Source organism: Streptomyces endophyticus (genome assembly GCF_035798155.1).
In the GTDB taxonomy this organism is placed as follows: Bacteria; Actinomycetota; Actinomycetes; order Streptomycetales; family Streptomycetaceae; genus Streptomyces; species Streptomyces endophyticus.
In genome coordinates, this window is sequence record NZ_JAOZYC010000127.1 from 75,356 (window position 1) to 93,472 (window position 18,117).

Annotated in this window: 18 protein-coding genes; 6 read left to right on the top strand and 12 right to left on the bottom strand. The window is 70.1% G+C overall.

Going from position 1 to position 18,117, the window contains the following annotated elements; genetic code table 11:
- Nucleotides 1-9: 9 nt before the first annotated feature.
- The gene (locus OKJ99_RS21135) at nt 10-852 is read right to left on the bottom strand and encodes a M24 family metallopeptidase (RefSeq protein ID WP_326018580.1); all 843 of its coding nucleotides are present in this window, start codon (nt 850-852) and stop codon (nt 10-12) included.
- A gap of 231 nt (nt 853-1,083) precedes the next feature.
- Here OKJ99_RS21135 and OKJ99_RS21140 point away from each other — a divergent pair, with 231 nt between their 5' ends.
- The 5 genes from OKJ99_RS21140 to OKJ99_RS21160 all read left to right on the top strand — a co-directional run bounded on the left by OKJ99_RS21140 (nt 1,084) and on the right by OKJ99_RS21160 (nt 4,920).
- Nucleotides 1,084-2,103, top strand: coding sequence for an ABC transporter ATP-binding protein (locus OKJ99_RS21140; protein ID WP_326018614.1), 1,020 nt, complete (start codon nt 1,084-1,086; stop codon nt 2,101-2,103).
- Nucleotides 2,100-3,002 (top strand): ABC transporter permease, encoded by a 903-nt coding sequence (locus OKJ99_RS21145; RefSeq protein ID WP_326018582.1) that lies wholly within the window; start codon nt 2,100-2,102, stop codon nt 3,000-3,002. Before OKJ99_RS21140 ends, OKJ99_RS21145 begins: the two co-directional genes overlap by 4 nt.
- Nucleotides 2,999-3,910 carry an ABC transporter ATP-binding protein gene (locus OKJ99_RS21150; RefSeq protein WP_326018584.1) on the top strand — a complete coding sequence of 304 codons (912 nt, stop codon included), beginning with the start codon at nt 2,999-3,001 and terminating at the stop codon, nt 3,908-3,910. The genes OKJ99_RS21145 and OKJ99_RS21150 overlap by 4 nt, the downstream gene beginning before the upstream one ends.
- A 9-nt stretch (nt 3,911-3,919) precedes the next feature.
- The gene (locus OKJ99_RS21155; protein WP_326018586.1) at nt 3,920-4,639 is read left to right on the top strand and encodes an ABC transporter permease; all 720 of its coding nucleotides are present in this window, start codon (nt 3,920-3,922) and stop codon (nt 4,637-4,639) included.
- 62 nt (nt 4,640-4,701) lie between these two features.
- A complete protein-coding gene (locus OKJ99_RS21160; protein WP_326018587.1) occupies nt 4,702-4,920 on the top strand; it encodes an SGM_3592 family protein in 219 nt (72 codons plus the stop codon).
- A 148-nt stretch (nt 4,921-5,068) separates the two neighbouring features.
- Here OKJ99_RS21160 and OKJ99_RS21165 read toward each other — a convergent pair whose 3' ends face one another.
- The 9 genes from OKJ99_RS21165 to OKJ99_RS21205 form a co-directional block, all read right to left on the bottom strand.
- On the bottom strand, nt 5,069-5,995 hold the full coding sequence (locus tag OKJ99_RS21165; protein WP_326018588.1) for an HAD family hydrolase: 927 nt from the start codon (nt 5,993-5,995) through the stop codon (nt 5,069-5,071).
- Between the two features lie 51 nt (nt 5,996-6,046).
- A complete protein-coding gene (gene serS / locus OKJ99_RS21170; RefSeq protein ID WP_326018590.1) occupies nt 6,047-7,330 on the bottom strand; it encodes a serine--tRNA ligase in 1,284 nt (427 codons plus the stop codon).
- A gap of 642 nt (nt 7,331-7,972) precedes the next feature.
- A complete protein-coding gene (gene pheA / locus OKJ99_RS21175; protein ID WP_326018591.1) occupies nt 7,973-8,908 on the bottom strand; it encodes a prephenate dehydratase in 936 nt (311 codons plus the stop codon).
- 86 nt (nt 8,909-8,994) lie between these two features.
- Nucleotides 8,995-10,314 (bottom strand): iron uptake transporter deferrochelatase/peroxidase subunit, encoded by a 1,320-nt coding sequence (efeB, locus tag OKJ99_RS21180; RefSeq protein WP_326018592.1) that lies wholly within the window; start codon nt 10,312-10,314, stop codon nt 8,995-8,997.
- Between the two features lie 8 nt (nt 10,315-10,322).
- Complete coding sequence (locus tag OKJ99_RS21185) at nt 10,323-12,236, bottom strand: copper resistance CopC/CopD family protein (protein ID WP_326018594.1); 1,914 nt, start codon at nt 12,234-12,236, stop codon at nt 10,323-10,325.
- 16 nt (nt 12,237-12,252) lie between these two features.
- Nucleotides 12,253-12,717 carry a copper chaperone PCu(A)C gene (locus OKJ99_RS21190; RefSeq protein WP_326018596.1) on the bottom strand — a complete coding sequence of 155 codons (465 nt, stop codon included), beginning with the start codon at nt 12,715-12,717 and terminating at the stop codon, nt 12,253-12,255.
- Nucleotides 12,714-13,397 carry an SCO family protein gene (locus tag OKJ99_RS21195; protein ID WP_326018598.1) on the bottom strand — a complete coding sequence of 228 codons (684 nt, stop codon included), beginning with the start codon at nt 13,395-13,397 and terminating at the stop codon, nt 12,714-12,716. Before OKJ99_RS21195 ends, OKJ99_RS21190 begins: the two co-directional genes overlap by 4 nt.
- Before the next feature lie 78 nt (nt 13,398-13,475).
- Nucleotides 13,476-14,216 (bottom strand): YcnI family copper-binding membrane protein, encoded by a 741-nt coding sequence (locus OKJ99_RS21200; protein WP_326018600.1) that lies wholly within the window; start codon nt 14,214-14,216, stop codon nt 13,476-13,478.
- A gap of 159 nt (nt 14,217-14,375) precedes the next feature.
- Nucleotides 14,376-15,167: a hypothetical protein gene (locus tag OKJ99_RS21205; protein ID WP_326018602.1), complete on the bottom strand. Its 792-nt coding sequence runs from the start codon at nt 15,165-15,167 to the stop codon at nt 14,376-14,378.
- A gap of 191 nt (nt 15,168-15,358) precedes the next feature.
- Here OKJ99_RS21205 and OKJ99_RS21210 point away from each other — a divergent pair, with 191 nt between their 5' ends.
- A complete protein-coding gene (locus OKJ99_RS21210; RefSeq protein WP_326018604.1) occupies nt 15,359-15,817 on the top strand; it encodes an ATP-binding protein in 459 nt (152 codons plus the stop codon).
- Nucleotides 15,818-15,904: 87 nt separating this feature from the next.
- Here OKJ99_RS21210 and OKJ99_RS21215 read toward each other — a convergent pair whose 3' ends face one another.
- The gene (locus OKJ99_RS21215) at nt 15,905-17,368 is read right to left on the bottom strand and encodes an aminopeptidase P family protein (RefSeq protein WP_326018605.1); all 1,464 of its coding nucleotides are present in this window, start codon (nt 17,366-17,368) and stop codon (nt 15,905-15,907) included.
- Nucleotides 17,369-17,493: 125 nt separating this feature from the next.
- The coding region (locus tag OKJ99_RS21220) for a PP2C family protein-serine/threonine phosphatase (protein WP_326018607.1) at nt 17,494-18,117 on the bottom strand (624 nt) is incomplete at its 5' end.

An 18,117-nucleotide genomic window follows, 5' to 3' on the forward strand; every position in this document is an offset into this window, starting at 1 on the left:
GGTCCGTCATCAGATGCCCTCCGCCCAGCGCCGCACGTGCGGCAGATCGTCGTCCAGCCAAAAGGCGCTCTCCTGCGGGTCCTTGGAGTCGGTGACCACGAGAAGCTCCTCGAACTTGGCGCCCGTGCCCCGGAATCCGAGGTGCGGCTCGACCGCCCAAAGGCCCGGCTGCGGCGGATGGTCGGAGAACTTGTACGGCGACCACAGCGGCGACCAGCCGTCCCGGTGCCCGTGCAGCGCGTCGCTCGCCAGGCCCTTCAGGGACTGGGTGCCGAAGCCGAACAACGTGGGGTTGATCCGCCGCTCCTTGACCCGGTCGACCTTGTGCGCGATCACGCCGAAGGGATACGCCCGGTGCCGATTGGCGTAGCCCTGGCGGACCATCAACCGCTCCACGTCCTCGTAGATCTCCCGCAACGAGCGCCGCTCGCGCACCTCGCGCAGGAGCAGCTCGCGGTGCGCCCGAAGGTCCGAAAGCAGCTTGTCGTGCACGGGGTTGAGGCCGAGGCAGCCCGAGTAGCCGATGTCCGCGGTGTAGCCCTGGTGGACCGGCGCCATGTCGAGGATGAAGGGCATCCCCGCCTCCAGCTTCCGGTTCGTCGGGAAGAACTGCAGCGGTACGCGGAAGTTCACGAACGCCGTGCGGTCCCCGAACCACGCGAAGGGCAGATGGAACCAGTCCCGCACCCCGCGCTCGCGCAACCACTCCCGCTGCATCCGCGCGGCCTCGCGCTCGGTCACGCCCGGCTTGAGCTGCGCCGCGACCGATTCCGCGCACGCGTACGCGAGCCTCTGGACTTCTCTGAACCCCCGCAGTTCCGCCGAGAGTTCACGTACCACTGCTGAGGTCATGCCACCGTCCGTCCGGGTCGCGGCCGCCCCGGTTCGTGGCCGGGCCGTCGCCGTACGCGCTCGTAACTTGACATTGATGAATGTGACAATGCTTGGCGGCGACGTCAAGGGGCCTGCACGCTCTACTCAGGGTGGACCCCTAGGGATCCGTAATACTCAGGTCTTAGACGAGGTCGACCCCACGGTCTGACGAATTGGTGTGGCCTGCGCCACTACGGTCGAACCGTGACTGTGATCGTGACCGAAAGCCTGAGCAAGCGGTTCCCCAAGGTGACCGCACTTGACCGGCTGACCATGGACATCGGGCCCGGTGTGACCGGACTCGTCGGGGCCAATGGAGCCGGCAAGTCCACCATGATCAAGATTCTTCTTGGTCTGTCCCCCGCGTCGGAGGGCCGCGCCGAAGTGCTCGGGCTCGACGTCGCGGACCCGTCATCGGGTCCCAAGATCCGTGAGCGCGTCGGCTACATGCCGGAGCACGACTGCCTGCCGCCGGACGTCTCGGCGACCGAGCTCGTCGTCCACATGGCGCGCATGTCGGGCCTGCCGCCCACGGCCGCCCGTGAGCGCACCGCCGACACCCTGCGGCACGTCGGCCTGTACGAGGAGCGCTACCGCCCCATCGGCGGCTACTCGACGGGCATGAAGCAGCGCGTGAAGCTGGCCCAGGCGCTCGTGCACGACCCGCAGTTGGTGTTCCTGGACGAGCCGACGAACGGCCTGGACCCGGTCGGCCGTGACGACATGCTCGGCCTGATCCGGCGCGTGCACACCGACTTCGGCATCTCGGTCCTCGTCACCTCGCACCTGCTCGGAGAGCTGGAGCGCACCTGCGACCACGTCGTCATCATCGACGGCGGCAAGCTGCTGCGCTCCAGCTCCACCACGGACTTCACGCAGGCGACGGCGACGCTGGCGATCGAGGTCACCGACAGCGACGAACACCCGGACGGGACCAAGGCGCTCCGCGAGGCGTTCGCGCGGCGCGGCATCGAGACCAGCGCCGGCGGTGAGCTGCCCGGCGCCGGGCACACCGTCCTCATCACGGCGCAGGGCGAGGAGACGTACGACATCGTGCGCGACGTCGTCGCGGACCTCGGCCTCGGCCTGGTCCGCATGGAGCAGCGCAGGCACCAGATCGCGGAGGTCTTCCGCCCCGAGGGCGAGGTGCGGCAGGAGCAGGGCTCCGAGCGCGCAGCGGCCTGGGCGGCCACCGCCGCATCGCAGCAGACGGGAGGCGCGGCGCGATGACCACCGAGCCCAGCCCTGTGGACCGCGCGTCCACCCAGATCCACAACATCGGCTACCGCCACTACGACGGCCCGCGCCTGGGCCGCGCGTACTCCCGCCGCTCGCTCTTCTCCCAGAGCCTGCGCGGCGCCTACGGACTCGGCCGCTCGGCCAAGTCCAAGGTGCTGCCGATGCTGCTCTTCATCGTGATGTGCGTCCCGGCGCTGATCATGGTCGCGGTGGCCGTCGCCACGAAGGCGAACGACCTGCCCGTCGACTACACGCGCTACGCGGTCATCCTCCAGGCGGTGATCGGCCTCTACGTGGCGTCCGCGGCGCCGAACGCGGTCTCCCTGGATCTGCGCTTCAAGTCGATCCCGCTCTACTTCTCCCGCCCCATCGAGCGCGTCGACTACGTGGTCGCGAAATTCGCCGCCATGACATCGGCCCTGTTCATCCTCACGGCCGCGCCGCTGATCGTGCTCTACGTAGGCTCTCTGCTCGCCAAGCTGGACTTCACAGAGCAGACCAAGGGATTCGCCCAAGGACTGGTATCCGTGGCGCTGTTGTCGTTGCTCTTCGCCGGGATCGGACTCGTCGTCTCCGCCGTCACCCCGCGCCGCGGGTTCGGCATCGCCGCCGTCATCGCCGTCCTGACCATCTCCTACGGCGCGGTGTCCACGGTCCAGGCGATCGCCGACGCCCAGGACAACGGCGGGGCGGTGACCTGGCTCGGCCTCTTCTCGCCGATCACGCTCATCGACGGAGTGGGGACCGCGTTCCTCGGAGCGAGCTCGTCCTTCCCCGGGGCACACGGACCCTCGGCGGGCGAGGGCCTCGTCTACCTGCTCGTCGTCCTCGGGCTCATCGCCGGCTCCTACGGGCTGCTGATGCGCCGCTACCGGAAGGTCGGACTGTGACCACGATCAACATCGACCACGTCTCACGCTGGTTCGGCAACGTGGTCGCCGTCAACGACGTGACCATGAACATCGGTCCCGGCGTCACCGGCCTGCTGGGACCGAACGGCGCGGGCAAGTCCACGCTCATCAACATGATGGGCGGCTTCCTCGCCCCTTCGAACGGCTCGGTGACCCTCGACGGAGAGCCGATCTGGCGCAACGAGCAGATCTACCGGCACATCGGCATCGTCCCCGAGCGCGAGGGGATGTACGACTTCCTCACAGGACGCGAATTCGTCGTCGCCAACGCCGAGTTGCACGGCCTCGGAAAGAAGGCGGCCGGGGAGGCGCTGGCCACGGTCGAGATGGAGTACGCGCAGGACCGCAAGATCTCGACGTACTCCAAGGGCATGCGGCAGCGCGTGAAGATGGCCTCCGCGCTCGTGCACACCCCCTCGGTACTGCTGCTCGACGAGCCGTTCAACGGCATGGACCCGCGCCAGCGCATGCAGCTCATGGATCTGCTGCGGCGGATGGGGGACGACGGCCGCACGGTCCTGTTCTCCTCGCACATCCTCGAAGAGGTCGAGCAACTCGCCTCCCACATCGAGGTGATCGTCGCGGGCCGGCACGCCGCGAGCGGCGACTTCCGCAAGATCCGCCGCCTGATGACCGACCGTCCGCACCGCTATCTGATCCGCTCCAGCGACGACCGGGCGCTGGCCGCCGTGCTGATCGCGGACCCGTCGACGGCGGGCATCGAGGTCGACCTGAAGGAGGACGCGCTGCACGTCCAGGCCGTCGACTTCGGCCGGTTCACGACGCTGCTCCCGAAGGTCGCGCAGGCGCACGGCATCCGACTGCTCACGGTCTCGCCGTCCGACGAGTCCCTCGAGTCCGTCTTCTCGTATCTGGTCGCGGCGTAGGAGGCCCTGATGTACGACCCCACTGTCGCCCGACTCACCTACCGGGCCCTGCTCGGCAGGCGCCGGGCCCTCATCCTCTTCGCGCTGCCCGTGCTGCTGATCGTGATCTCCGCGCTCGTGCGCGGGCTCACGGGGGCCGACGACCAGACCGCGTCCGACCTGCTCGGCGGCTTCGCGCTCGCCACGATGGTGCCGCTGATCGGTGTCATCGCGGGGACCGGAGCCATCGGCCCGGAGATCGACGACGGCTCCGTGGTCTATCTGCTCTCGAAGCCGCTCAAGCGCCCCACGATCATCTTCACCAAACTCATCGTGGCCATCGGCGTGACCATGGTGTTCTCCGCCGTCCCGACGCTCATCGCGGGCTTCATCCTGAACGGCAACGGGCAGCAGATCGCCGTCGCCTACACGATCGCCGCCCTGGTGGCCTCGATCGCCTACGCGGCGATCTTCCTGCTGCTCGGCACGGTCACCCGGCACGCGGTCGTCTTCGGCCTCGTCTACGCCCTCGTATGGGAGGCCCTCTTCGGGTCCCTGGTCTCCGGGGCGCGCACGCTCAGCGTGCAGCAGTGGTCGCTCGCGGTCGCCCAGAAGGTGGCCGGCGGCGACCTCGTCACCTCGGACGTGGGCCTGCCGCTCGCGACGGTGCTCCTGGTGGTGGTGACGGTCCTGGCGACCTGGTACGCCGGGCAGAAGCTGCGGACCCTGAAGCTGGCCGGGGAGGAGTAGCTCTTGACGCCGCTTTCACCCTCTCGCCGGGACACTGGTGGGAGGGTGAGGAGGAACAGGACATGGCAGGCGAATCAAAGAACGACGACGCCTGGGACGACGTGGTCCTGGACACCGACTTCATACGTGCCGCCGAGGCGACCGAACCGTCCGCGCGGGCCCGCATGCTCGCCGAGCGATGGCGAAAGGGCGGGCCCGAGCCCCGGCCGTGGCGTTCGGACGAGCCGCCCGCGGGGTGGTTCTTCAGCAAGGCGCGGCGGCGCAGGTGGCGCCGCCGGTAATTCGGTGGCGGCGAACTCCCCGGCGCGGCACAGTAGTTGTGTCAGCGCGCCGACCGTGGCGCCCAAGGACCGGGAGAGGAGCGCGGCGATGTCCTTCAGTAGTCCGTCGAGCTCCCGGCAGGGCGGCCCGAGGCAGGCTCCGGAGTAGTCACTGCACTCCGTCGAGTCCCGCCCAGGGCGTCGCCCGGGGCGGCCACTTCGAGCGCGTGTCCTTCTTCCGTGGCACGCGGGCCGCCCACCCTTCACATCGAGCCGCGAGCAGCCGCTCCAGGACCACCGCGATGCCGTCGTCCTCGTTCGACGACGTCACCTCGCTGGCCACCGTCTTGAGCTCGTGGTGGGCGTTGGACATGGCCACGCCGTAGGACGCCCAGCCGAACATCGGGATGTCGTTGGGCATGTCCCCGAAGGCGATCGTGTCGACGGCCTTCGCGCCCAGACGGCGGGCCGCCAGGGAGAGGCCCGTGGCCTTGGAGAGGCCGAGCGGGAGCAGCTCCACGATGCCCTCGCCCGCCATCGTGACCCCCACCAGGCCGCCGGCGACGGTGCGTGCGACCTCCGACAGCTGGTCGTCGGTCAGGCCCGGGTGCTGGACGTACACCTTGTTGAGCGGCTGCGCCCACAGCTCGGCGAGTTCCGTGAACGGGACGACCGGGAGCGGGCCCTCCTGCACCTCGTAGCCGGGGCCGACGATGACCTCGCCCTCGATGCCGTCACGGCTCGCGGCGAGTGCCAGCGGGCCGATCTCGGCCTCGATCTTGGCGAGTGCGAGCCCCGCCAGCTGCCGGTCGAGCGTCACCGACGTGAGCAGCCGGTGCTCCCCCGCGTGGTAGACCTGCGCGCCCTGGCCGCACACCGCGAGGCCCTCGTAGCCGAGGTCGTCGAGGATGTGGCGGGTCCAGGGCACGGCCCTGCCGGTCACGATGATGTGCGCGGCACCCGCCGCGGTGGCCGCGGTGAGCGCCTCACGCGTGCGCTCGGAGACCGTGTCGTCGGAACGCAGCAACGTCCCGTCGAGATCGGTCGCCACGAGCTTGTACGGAAAGGCAGGGGCGAGGGGAGCGGGGTGGCTCACTTGGCGTTCGGCTCCAGGCTGTACGGGCTGCGCAGGCCGGTCAGGCTGCGATTACTTGGGGTCCAGGGTGGTGCGTCCCCCAAGGTAGGGCCGCAGCATCTCCGGAACCCGGACCGAGCCGTCGGCCTGCTGGTGATTCTCCAGGAGCGCGACGATCGTGCGCGGGACGGCGCACAGCGTGCCGTTCAGCGTCGAGAGCGGCTGCAACACCTTCTTGCCGTTGCGGTTGTCCCGCATCCGGATGGACAGGCGGCGCGCCTGGAATCCGTCGCAGTTCGAGGCGGAGGTCAGCTCGCGGTACTTGCCCTGCGTCGGGATCCACGCCTCGCAGTCGAACTTGCGCGAGGCCGAGGAGCCGAGGTCACCGGTGGCGACGTCGATCACCTGGAAGGGCAGTTCGAGGCCGGTCAGCCACTGCTTCTCCCACTCCAGGAGGCGCTGGTGCTCGTTCTGCGCGTCCGCCGGGTCGACGTACGAGAACATCTCGACCTTGTCGAACTGGTGCACGCGGAAGATGCCGCGGGTGTCCTTGCCGTACGTGCCGGCCTCGCGGCGGAAGCACGGCGAGAAGCCGGCGTAGCGCAGCGGCAGCTGGTCCGCCTCGAGGATCTCGTCCATGTGGTAGCCGGCGAGCGCGACCTCGGAGGTGCCGACCAGGTAGTAGTCGTCCTTCTCCAGGTGGTACACGTTGTCGGCGGCCTGGCCGAGGAAGCCGGTGCCCTCCATGGCGCGCGGGCGCACCAGGGCCGGGGTCAGCATCGGCGTGAAGCCGGCCTCGGTGGCCTGCGCGATCGCCGCGTTGACGAGCGCGAGCTCGAGGAGCGCGCCGACCCCCGTCAGGTAGTAGAAGCGCGAGCCGGAGACCTTCGCGCCGCGCTCGACGTCGATGGCGCCGAGCGCCTCGCCGAGCTCCAGGTGGTCCTTGGGCTCGAAGCCCTCGGCGCCGAAGTCGCGGATCGTGCCGTGCGTCTCCAGGACGACGAAGTCCTCCTCGCCGCCGCGCGGGACGTCGGGGTGCACGATGTTGCCCAGCTGGAGCGCCAGGCGCTGCGTCTCTTCGTCGGCCTCGCGCTGCTCGGCCTCCGCGGACTTGACGGCGGAGGAGAGCTCGCCCGCCTTCTTCAGGAGGTCCTGCTTCTCCTCGGGCGTGGCCTTGGGGATCAGCTTGCCGAGCGACTTCTGCTCGGAGCGGAGTTCGTCGAAGCGGAGCCCGGACGACCTGCGCCGCTCATCGGCGGACAGGACAGAGTCGACGAGCGCGACGTCCTCTCCACGGGCGCGCTGGGAGGCGCGAACACGGTCGGGGTCCTCACGGAGCAGGCGAAGGTCAATCACCCCTCAAGGTTACCGTTGCCCGCTTCCGGCCCACGACCCGATATCCATTGCACTCCCATATGCCCTATTTGCCGGGATATGAATTAAGGGTGGAGCGAGGCCGGAAAAGATCCACAAGGGGGGTGGCGGGGCTCGTCAAGGAAAGCTGTCACTTTCCCTTGAAAGGGGCAGACGTGACACTTCGCCTTGACTCGATCCCCTTGCCGCGGGCGGGACTTGGGGGCCCGCTGTCCACAGCGACGCACAGGCCGGGAAAGTTATCCACAGGCTGTGAAAATGATCTGTGGATGCCGGAGGAGATCATTCCGAAAGCCACATGCGTAACGAAGAATTCCCCTCTCAAACCGCGTGCAAGCTCACTTTCGGGTGGAAATGCTTCACTCCAAAGAGTTGATCACGACAAATGCATGGACGAAGGGTGACCTGCGGGTCTGTGGATGCATCTGGGGGCTGTGGGCCGATTTGTCGACCAACCAGCCCCTTCCTGTCGACTTGTCCCCAGGTCGAGAAGGCGCCCTGTGGATAACTTCTGTGGATGAAGAAAATCCGCTGGTAGGACCGGGTGTACAGGCAAAAAGGAGCCGGATCCGGCGGTGGACAACCCGGATCCGGCAGGGAGTACGGCCGACTACCGCCGAGGCGCTAGAACCGGCCGTCCTGGCAGCGCGCCAGCCAGTCGGACGCCGCCACGAACTCGCCGTCCGAGGTTCCCGAGCGCGGCGGGCGCACGTCCTCGACGGCGACCCCCGCCCGCGGGTACGAGCCGAGGAAGCGCACCTCCGGGCACACCCGCTTCAGCCCCATCAGCGCCTCCGCCACCCGGCGGTCCGCAATGTGCCCCTCCGCGTCGATGGCGAAGCAGTAGTCGCCGATGCCCGTGCCGGTGGGCCGGGACTGCAGCAGCACCAGGTTGACCCCGCGGATGGCGAACTCCTGGAGCAGCTCCATCAGCCCACCGGGGTGGTCCTCGCGCTGCCAGATGACGACCGAGGTCTTGTCCGCGCCGGTGGGCGCCGCGGGCCGGGCCGGCTTGCCGACCAGGACGAAGCGGGTCTGCGCGTTCTCCGCGTCGTGGATCTCGGTGACCAGCGGCACGAGCCCGTACTTCTCGGCCGCGAACTCGCCGGCGAAGGCGGCGTCGTAGCGCCCCTCCTGTACGAGGCGCGCACCGTCGGCGTTCGACGCGGCGGACTCCCAGATCACGTCCTCGGCCAGGTTGTCCTTCATCCAGTTGCGCACCTGCGGCTGGGCGGCCGGGTGCGCGGTGACCGTCTTGATGTCGGAGATCGCGGTGCCGGGGCGGACGAGCAGCGCGAAGGTGATGTCGAGCAGCACCTCGCGGTAGATCATCAGCGGCTCGCCTGCGACCAGCTCGTCGAGGGTCGTGGTGATGCCGCCCTCGACGGAGTTCTCGATCGGTACGAACGCGGCCTCGGCCTCGCCGCCACGGACGGCGTCGAGCGCCGCGGGCACGGACACCACGGGGACGAGTTCCCGGGTGGCCGTCTCCGGGAGCGTGCGCAGGGCGACTTCGGTGAAGGTGCCCTCGGGGCCGAGATACGCGTAGCTGGCTGGCATGGGCTCACCCTAATGCGCCCTACGAGGCCGGGCTCCCGCATGCGTCACGGGCCACACGACTCGGCGATGGCACCTCCGGCCGCCGCCTATCCCTCCAGCAACGCTTGCCCCACGTAGCCGCCCTTCTCGGCGCCGCCCGGCACCGCGAAGAGCCCGCTCGCCTCGTGCCGGATGAACTTCGACAGGGCGTCGCCGCGGTCGAGCTTGCGCTGCACCGGCACGAAGCCGCGCAGCGGGTCCGCCTGCCAGCAGATGAAGAGCAGGCCCGCGTCCGGGGCGCCGTCCTCGTCGTAGCCGTCGTGGTACGAGAACGGGCGGCGCAGCAGCGCGGACCCGCCGTTCTGGTCGGGCCGGGTGATGCGGGCGTGCGCGTTGAGCGGGATGACGAGGTCGCCGTTCGCGTCCGTCTTCTCCAGGTCCGGCTCGGTGGTCTCCTTGCCGCCGGTCAGCGGGGCGCCGCTCGACTTCTTGCGCCCGATGACATGCTCCTGCGCCGCCGTCGACAGCTTCTCCCAGTCGTCGAGGAGCATCCGGATCCGGCGTACGACGGCGTACGAGCCGCCTCCCATCCAGGCAGGGGACTGCGCGGAACCGGAATCGGAACCGGAGCCCGAACCCGGCACGAAGATCCGCTTGTTGAAGTCCGCGTCGGCGGGCTTGGGGTTGCCCGTGCCGTCGACCTGGCCCATCAGATTGCGGACCGTCATCGGGTGGGCGGTGGCCCCCGGCGAGCGGTTGAAGCCGTTCATCTGCCAGCGCAGCTTGGCCGCGCCGCCCGTGTCCTTCTGGATCGCGCGCAGCGCGTGGAAGGCGACGAGCGGGTCGTTGGCGCCGATCTGCACCCACAGGTCGCCGTTGCTGCGCGCCTTGTCGAGGTGGTCGGAGTAGAAGTCCGGCAGCGGGTCGAGGGCGGCGGGGCGCTGCTTCTCGAGTCCCGTACGGGAGAAGAAGCTGTGGCCGAAGCCGAAGGTGACCGTCAGCGAAGAGGGCCCCGCGTCCCGGGCCACATCCGTGTCGTCCGAGGCCGAGGGCTCGCCCGCCATCAGCCGCTCGGCCGTCGCCGACCAGCGGCGCAGCAAGGCCGCGGCCTCCTTGCGCCCCGCGCCCGCCGCCAGGTCGAACGCGACGAGGTGGCCGCGGGCCTGCATCGCGGTGGTGATGCCGGGCTGATGTTTCCCGTGAAACATCACCTCGTCCGTCCCGACCGAGGTCAACGTTGCTTGCTGCTCGGGGGAGTTCGAGGACGCCGCGGCGTACCCCGCGCCCGCACCGACGGCACCGAGGGCGACGCCGGTGGCGCCCGCCGTCCCGATCAGGCGGCGCCGCGAGATGCCCGCGGCCTGCGGGGAGGACTCGGTGCCGCTCTTGGTGTCAGCCGTGTCGGCCGTGTCAGCCGTGTCATCCATGGGGCGGTTCAGCCGATCTTCGCGTTCTTGTTGATGGTGATCTGGTCGATGTCCGACGTACGCACGGTCAGCGCGACCTTCCAGTCGCCCGCCACGGGGATCTGCACACCGCTCGCCGTCCAGTGTCCCGTGGCGATGTGGTCGGGCACGACGGGCAGCGGCCCGATCTTCTTCGCCTCTTGGGTGAGGGCGAGCTTCACCTCGGGGACGTCGAAGGCCTTGCCGTTCGGCCGCTCTATGTAGAGGTGCATTTCGTTGTTGCCGGTGCGCCCGGGGTCCATCTCCAGGAGGGCGGTGCCCTTGCCGTCCGCGCCGCCGGTGTCGAACGGAATCTTCAGGGAGAGCGGCCCGGACTGCGCCTGCGCGGCCGAGGTGGCGGACTTGGCCTCCTCCTCCGTGCGGCCTGGTTCGGTGGACGTCAGCACGGTGGTGACGGCGAGCAGGACGACCGCGATGCCCGCCTCGACGAGCACCGAGCGGCGCAGCCCGAAGCGGTGCGGGTCGGCGTCGCGCACCCGCTTCTCGCGCGCGCTCGCCATCGCGGCGCGCTGCCGGGCGAGTTGGGCGGCGCGCTCGGGGTCCGCACCCTTTCCCCCGGCGGCCACGGAGACCGGCTCCTTCTCCTCGGACGCCTGCTCCTCCGCCACCGGCGCGGCGGCCACGGTCTCGGTGAGCCGCCCCGTCCACTTCCGGGAGATCCAGGCGACGCCGACGAGCACGGCGACGAGCCCGACCTTCACCATGAGCAGCTGCCCGTACGTCGTCCCGGTCAGCGCCGACCAGGAGCCGACCTGGCGCCACGACTGGTAGAGCCCGGTCGCGACGAGGACGAGAACGCTGCAGAAGGCGACCCGCGAGAAGCGGCGCACGGCCGAGCCCTCGATCGTCGGCACCCGGTACAGGGCGACGAGCAGCGTGGTCAGCCCGCCGAGCCAGGAGGCGACGGCCAGCAGGTGCAGTACGTCGACGGGCATCGCGAGGCCCGCCTGGAGGCCGGTCGAGGCGTGCTCGGCCATGGCCCAGGTGGCGGCGAGCCCGGCCGCGACGACGGCGCCGCCGACGGAGAGCCCGAAGGTGAGATCGTTCCGTTCCTTGGCCTCCGTGCCCTCGCCGTCCTGCCCGCCCTCTCCGGCCTCCTCGTTCTTCTTCGCGTAGGCACCGAAGAGCACCGCGATGAAGAGGGCCGCCGCCGCGAGCAGCAGCAGCCGGGAGGTGAGCGCGGCGCCGGTCTTCGTCTGCAGGACCTGGCCGAGCAGCGACATGTCGAAGATGTCGCCGAGCTTCCCGGACCCGGTGTACGAGCCGCGCATCAGCAGCATCGCCAGGGTGGCGGCGGTGAGCGCGGTCCAGGCGCCGACCACGACGCGCTGCACCGGCTTGCTGCCCGCGCCGCGCCGCCAGCATCCGAGCACGAACGCGGCGCCGCCCACCAGCAGCGCGAAACCCGCGTAAGAGACGTAGCGCGCGACGCCGTAGATCACGCCGATGACGCCGCCGCCCGCGTTCTGGTCGGCGACCACCGCGGTCGTCTTGGAGGGCGCGCCGATGGAGAAGGTGTAGGCGCCGGCTACGGGATGGCTGTCGGCGGAGACGACCTGGTAGGCGACGGTGAACGTGCCGTCGGGCAGGCCCGAGTGCAGCCCCACCGCGTAGGTCGTGCCGCCGGGGTGCGTGACCTTCCCGTCGTCGACGCGCTTGCCCGCGGGGTCGAGGACACGGACGGCGCCGTCGGAGATCGCGACGCTTTCGGAGAAGGTGAGCGACACCTTCCTCGGCGCCGTGTCGACCACCGCTCCCTGCTTGGGGTCGCTCCCGGTCACCGCGGCGTGCGCGGAAGCGGGAGCGGCGCCGGCCAGGAGCGCGCCGGTGACGGCGAGGAAGAGCAGCACCAGCTGCCAGGTGCGGGGAGCGATGGTCTTCACGTACGAGTCAGCCCCTTCAGTGCGAAGCGTGCGACGGGTTGTAGGTGGCGACCTTCACCGGGAAGGAGACCGTGACGGTCCCGGACTTGGCGAAGTGCAGCTGCACCGACACCTTGTCGCCCTTCGCGGGCCTGCGCTTCAGGTTCTCGAACATGAGGTGGTTGCCGCCGCGTTCGAAGTCGAGCTCGCCGTTCGCGGGCACGGCGAAGGACTTCCGCTCCTTCATCACCCCGCCCTTGGTGCTGTGCAGGGTGACCTTCTGGGAAGCACCGCTGCTCACGGACGTGAGGGTGTCGGCGGCTCCCTTGTTGTGCACGGTGAAGAACCCGGCCGCCATGTCGCCGGAGGCGGGCGCGGGGATGAACGCGCCCTCGACCTTCACGTCGGGTTTGTCGGCGGCCTCGGAGCCGGATCCGCAGGCGGTCAGGGCGAGCCCTGCCGCGAGCGTGAGGGCGCCGAGGGCGATGGGCGTGCGCCTCACGGCTTCTCCCCCTTGATGATCTTGGGGAGGTCCTTGGTGTAGTCGTCGACGGTGGCGTCCTCGCCGTACAGCACGTAACCGGCGTCGTTCTTCGGCGAGAAGGCGATGACCTGCGTGCCGTGCATCGACACGACCTTGCCGTTCTTGTCCTTCTGCGTCGGCTCGATGGAGATGCCGAGGGTGCGGGCGCCGCCCTGGATGGTGGCGAAGTCGCCGGTCAGGCCGGTGAAGTCGGGGTCCTGCGCCTTGAGCCACTTGCCGAGCACGGACGGGGTGTCGCGGTCCGGGTCGGTGGTGACGAAGACGACCTGGAGCTTGTCCTGCTCGGACTTGGGCAGCGACTTCTTCGCGACGGCGATGTTGCTCATCGTCAGCGGGCAGACGTCGGGGCAGTGCGTGTAGCCGAAGTAGATCAGCGTCGGCTTGTTCTTCGTCTGCTCGCGCAGGTCGAACTTCTTGCCGTGGGTGTCGGTGAGGACCAGATCCGGCTTCTTGAACGGCTTGTCGAGGACCGTCGCGGCCTTCTTCGTGCCGGTGTCGGAGGACACCTCGGCGACGGGCTTGCCGCTGTCGTCGCCGCTGCCACAGGCGGACAGGGCGAAGCTCGCGACGGTGACGAGCCCGACCGCGGCCAGCAGGCTCTTCCGGTTGAACGTCGTGTTCTTGCGGGGGTTGCGCATAGAAAAATGTCCCAGATGTGAGGTGGCCGACGGGTGCCGGGGTCGCCCACCGCGACCCCGGCACCCACCGAGGGTGGCTCAGCTGTTGGTACGCCGACGGCCCGCCAGGACGCCGAACGCCACACCGGCGGCGCCGACGACGATGCCGACGATGCCGAGGGTGCGGGCGGTGGTGTCGCTGCTGGAGCCGCCGGAATCCGTGGCCGCGGCGGCGGACTCCTTCTTGGCGCCGTCGTCGGAGGCACCGGAGGCGCCGTGCCCGTCGTCCGAGGCGGCCGAGAGCTCAAGGGCGGGAGCGGGGAACTCCGGCTCCTCCTGGCCCTTCTGCTGCGGCTCGATCCAGCGCACGACCTGCTTGTTGTCGTACGTCTGGAGCGCCTTGAAGACGAGCTGGTCGGTGTCGGTCGGCAGCTGGCCGATCGACACCGGGAACTTCTGGAAGTAGCCGGGCTGCACGCCCTTGTCCTTGCCGGAACCGGTCGCGGTCCAGGTGACCTTGGAGACGGCCTCGGTGATCTTCTCGCCGTGCATCTCCATCGGCTTGTCGAGCTTCGTCTTCGTGACGTCGGCCTTCCAGCCCGGCACGGGCTCGGGCATCACCGAGGCGAGCGGGTGCTCGGTCGGGAAGTTGACCTCGACCTTGGTGGTCGCGGCGTCGTCGCGCTCGTTGGGCACCTTGAAGTCGACGACGGCGTAGTCGCCCTTGGCGGCCTCGCCCTCCGGCTGCACGCTCACGTGCGCGAAGGCGGGGGCGGACACGAGGACGACGGAGGAGACGGCGGCGGCACCGACGAGAGCGGCGCGGGACATCTTCTTCATGACAGGGAGAACTCCACGTTCAGCGGGATCCAGCGAAGGTGAGGGTGAGAGGGCGCGACCGCGGAACACCGCACTACGTAGGCGGCGAGAAAGCGGGTACGCGCGCGTGCCGCACGGCACGACTCACCCCCGCAGTACGCGGTGGAGTACGCGTGCCGTTCAGGCAGCGAGAAGGAACGTGTCGGCCGCGGGCGGTCCGCGCCGGCTCACGGAGTGCTGAAGTGCCGCCGCCCGCAGGGCCGGTGGTTCGGCGAACCCGGCACGAGCGGCGCACGGCAGGGCGGGCATACCCCAGAGCCCGGCCCTGAGGGCGCGTACGAGGCCGAGGGCGGCCCGCAGCGAACGGATGGGTGCCGCAAGGGCGACGCCCTGCGCGGAGAGCCGCGAGAGCCGCACGACGCGGCTCAGGGCGAGGTCCCCGTGGCGCAGCAGCCAACCTGCGCCGGCCGCGGCGAGCAGGTGCCCGAGCAGCATCGGCAGGGACGGCAGCAGCGACATCGCGGAGTCGGCCGCGCCCGCCATGTGGTGTGCGTCGCCGGACGGCACGCGCGCGTTGTCGAGGATCCGCTGGGCCTGCGCCGGGCTGAGCGTCGACGCGCCCGCCCCGCACATGAGCCGCGCAGCCCGCTCGACCGCCGAGGGTTCGCCCGACGCGGCGGTCATGGTCATGGAGTGCTGCTGACCGAGGCCGAAGAGGCTGTGCAGCGCGATCTGTCCGGCCCCCAGCGTGGCGGCGATGCCCGGCAGCGACCGCTCGCGTCCCGCCAGCGGCAGGGCCACACAGAAGACGGCGAGGAAGCCGAGCGACAGCGTCCACAGCGGGACGGTGGTCGTCGAACCGAGGACGTGCCCCGCCGCGGACAGCATGACGCAGACCGCGGCGAACACCGCGGCCCTGAGCAGCCGGAGATCGGCCGCGCTGCGCGCCTGGCGCTCGTGGGGGGCAGACATGGCGGCCTCATCATCGCACTGGCTTCACACGCTCCATACAGCAGGTCCGCAAGATCCCAAATCTCCCGTACACCGCCGACCGCCGTATGCGCGTCGGCCGTATGGGCGTCATCACGTCAACTGCGCGATTGCGCCGGGCCGGTGGTGGCAATACGTATCGGTATGTCGAGTCGTGGCCGGGAGGCGGGAGCATGAGCATCTGGTGGTCCCTCCAACTACGGCGCGATGCCGCGAGCGTGCCGCTCGCCCGGCGCCTCCTCATGGGCACCATGGAGACCGCGGGCGTCGACCCCGATGTCTCCTACGATCTGTCGGTCGCGCTCACGGAGGCGTGTGCGAACGCCGTGGAGCACGGCGGAGCGGCGACGAGCGAGGCGACGGACGCGTTTCGGGTCACCGCGTACCTGGACGGCGAGATGTGCCGCATCGAAGTGGCCGACACCGGACCCGGCTTCGCCGCGGCGGGTGGCCGCGCGGCGGTGTCCGTCCGCCCGGCGCCCGACTACGCGGAGCACGGCCGTGGCCTGTGTCTGATCCAGGAACTCGCCGACCATGTGCACTTCGTGAACAGACCGGGCAAGGGCGGCGCCGTGGTCAGCTTCGACAAGATCCTCAAGTGGCGGGAGGACGCGCCGCTGATGGCGGTGTGAGTCCGTTCTTCGCAACAAGGGGCGCATTTACGCGACAAGGAGGGCCGCACCTTCGGGTGCGGCCCTCCTTGTCGCGATTTTCCGGGCTCAGCCCTTCAGGCGGGCCATCCAGGCCTCGACCTCGTCGGCCGTGCGGGGCAGCCCGGCCGACAGGTTCTTGTTGCCGTCGTCGGTGACGAGGATGTCGTCCTCGATACGGACGCCGATGCCGCGGTACTCCTCCGGCACGGTCAGGTCGTCGGCCTGGAAGTACAGACCGGGCTCGACGGTGAGGCACATGCCGGGCTCCAGCGTGCCGTTCACGTACGACTCGGTCCGCGCGACCGCGCAGTCGTGGACGTCCATGCCGAGCATGTGCCCGGTGCCGTGCAGGGTCCAGCGGCGCTGCAGGCCCAGCTCGAGGACGCGCTCGACCGGGCCCTCGACCAGGCCCCACTCGACGAGCTTCGCGGCGAGCACACGCTGCGCGGCGTCGTGGAAGTCCCGGAACTTGCCGCCCGGCTTGACGGCCGCGATACCGGCCTCCTGGGCCTCGTACACGGCGTCGTAGATCTTGCGCTGGAGCTCGCTGTACGTGCCGTTGACCGGCAGCGTGCGCGTGACGTCGGCGGTGTAGTACGTGTGCGTCTCCACACCGGCGTCGAGGAGGAGCAGGTCGCCGGAGTTCACCGGGCCGTCGTTGCGGACCCAGTGCAGGGTGCACGCGTGCGGTCCAGCGGCGCAGATGGAGCCATAGCCGATGTCGTTGCCCTCCACGCGCGCGCGAAGGAAGAACGTGCCCTCGATGTAGCGCTCTGAGGTGGCCTCGGCCTTGTCGAGCACCTTCACGACGTCCTCGAAGCCGCGCACGGTCGAGTCGACGGCCTTCTGCAGCTCGCCGATCTCGAACGCGTCCTTCACGACGCGCGCCTCGGAGAGGAAGACCTTCAGCTCGTCGTCGCGCTCGGCGGTGACCTTGTCGGTCAGGGCGGCCTCGACGCCGGCGTCGTAGCCGCGCACGACGCGCACCGGGCCCGTGGCCTCGGCCAGCTTGTCGGCGAGCTCGCGCACGTCGGACGCGGGGATGCCGTAGTGCTTCTCGGCCTCGGCCAGGGAGTGGCGGCGGCCGACCCACAGCTCGCCCTGGCCGTCGAGCCAGAACTCGCCGTTCTCGCGGTCGGAGCGCGGCAGCAGGTAGATGGTGGCCTCGTGGCCGCCCGTGGTGGGCTCCAGGACGAGGACGCCGTCCTCCGTCTGGTTACCGGTCAGGTAGGCGTACTCGACCGAGGCGCGGAAGGCGTACTCCGTGTCGTTCGAGCGGGTCTTGAGGTTGCCCGCGGGCACCACGAGGCGCTCGCCCGGGAAGCGGGCGGACAGGGCCGCACGGCGGGCAGCGGTCTCGGCGGCCTGCGCGATCGGCCGCAGGTCGTGCAGCTCGGTGTCGGCCCAGCCGGACTTCATGTTCTCGGCGAGCTCGTCGGACACGCCCGGGTAGAGGCCGTTCTTGCGCTGCTTGATGGGCTCCTCGGCCTCGACGGCTTCCGGGGTCTCCGGGTTGAGCTCCTCCGACACAGTTCCTCCTCGACACGGCGGGTCCGGTGAAATGCCCTGGATACGGCAATGGACCCCCTCCATCGTACGAGCGTACGGAAGGGGGTCCAGGGCCGGAGGGCCTGTTGCGCACAGCGCCCAGGAGGTCACTCGAAGCGTGCCGCGAGCAGCACGACGTCCTCCTCGCTCTCGGCCGTGTCGAGGCCGTCGGGGAGCACCGACCGCAGCACGTGGTCGGCGATCGCCCCGGGGTCGTCACGGATCGCCTTGGGCACGCCCGCGGCGGCCGCGTGCAGCCGGGCGAACGCGCGGTCCATGGGGTCGCCGGTACGGCGCAGGAGGCCGTCCGTGTAGAGCAGCACGGTCTCGCCGGGCTCCGGCGTGATCTCCACGCTCGGCGCCTCCCAGCAGGCGAGCATCCCGAGCGGCGCGGACAGCGTCGTCTCGGCGTATTCGGTGCGCCGCTCGCCGATCACCAGGGGCGGGCTGTGCCCGGCTCCGGCGAGGACGATCTTGCGCTGCGCGGGCTCGCAGTACGCGAACAGGGCGGTCGCGCTGCGCGCCGGCTCGGTCAGACGCAACAGAAGCTCCAGGTCGGACAGGACCGCCACCGGGTCCTCCCCCTCCATGACCGCGTACGCCCGCAAGGAGGCGCGCAGCCGGCCCATCGCGGCGACCGCGCTCGCGCCGGAGCCGCTGACCGACCTGCCCAACAGGTCGCTGTTCACCAGGCGGGTCGGACAGGCCCTCGCCGGGCGGCGGGCCGGCGA

Coding starts and splice junctions, on each gene's coding strand:
- OKJ99_RS21135 (WP_326018580.1), bottom strand. CDS start 852: ATGACCTCAGCAGTGGTACGTGAACTCTCGGCGGAACTGCGGGGGTTC.
- OKJ99_RS21145 (WP_326018582.1), top strand. CDS start 2,100: ATGACCACCGAGCCCAGCCCTGTGGACCGCGCGTCCACCCAGATCCAC.
- OKJ99_RS21155 (WP_326018586.1), top strand. CDS start 3,920: ATGTACGACCCCACTGTCGCCCGACTCACCTACCGGGCCCTGCTCGGC.
- OKJ99_RS21160 (WP_326018587.1), top strand. CDS start 4,702: ATGGCAGGCGAATCAAAGAACGACGACGCCTGGGACGACGTGGTCCTG.
- pheA (WP_326018591.1), bottom strand. CDS start 8,908: ATGCCAGCCAGCTACGCGTATCTCGGCCCCGAGGGCACCTTCACCGAA.
- efeB (WP_326018592.1), bottom strand. CDS start 10,314: ATGGATGACACGGCTGACACGGCCGACACGGCTGACACCAAGAGCGGC.
- OKJ99_RS21195 (WP_326018598.1), bottom strand. CDS start 13,397: ATGCGCAACCCCCGCAAGAACACGACGTTCAACCGGAAGAGCCTGCTG.
- OKJ99_RS21200 (WP_326018600.1), bottom strand. CDS start 14,216: ATGAAGAAGATGTCCCGCGCCGCTCTCGTCGGTGCCGCCGCCGTCTCC.
- OKJ99_RS21205 (WP_326018602.1), bottom strand. CDS start 15,167: ATGTCTGCCCCCCACGAGCGCCAGGCGCGCAGCGCGGCCGATCTCCGG.
- OKJ99_RS21210 (WP_326018604.1), top strand. CDS start 15,359: ATGAGCATCTGGTGGTCCCTCCAACTACGGCGCGATGCCGCGAGCGTG.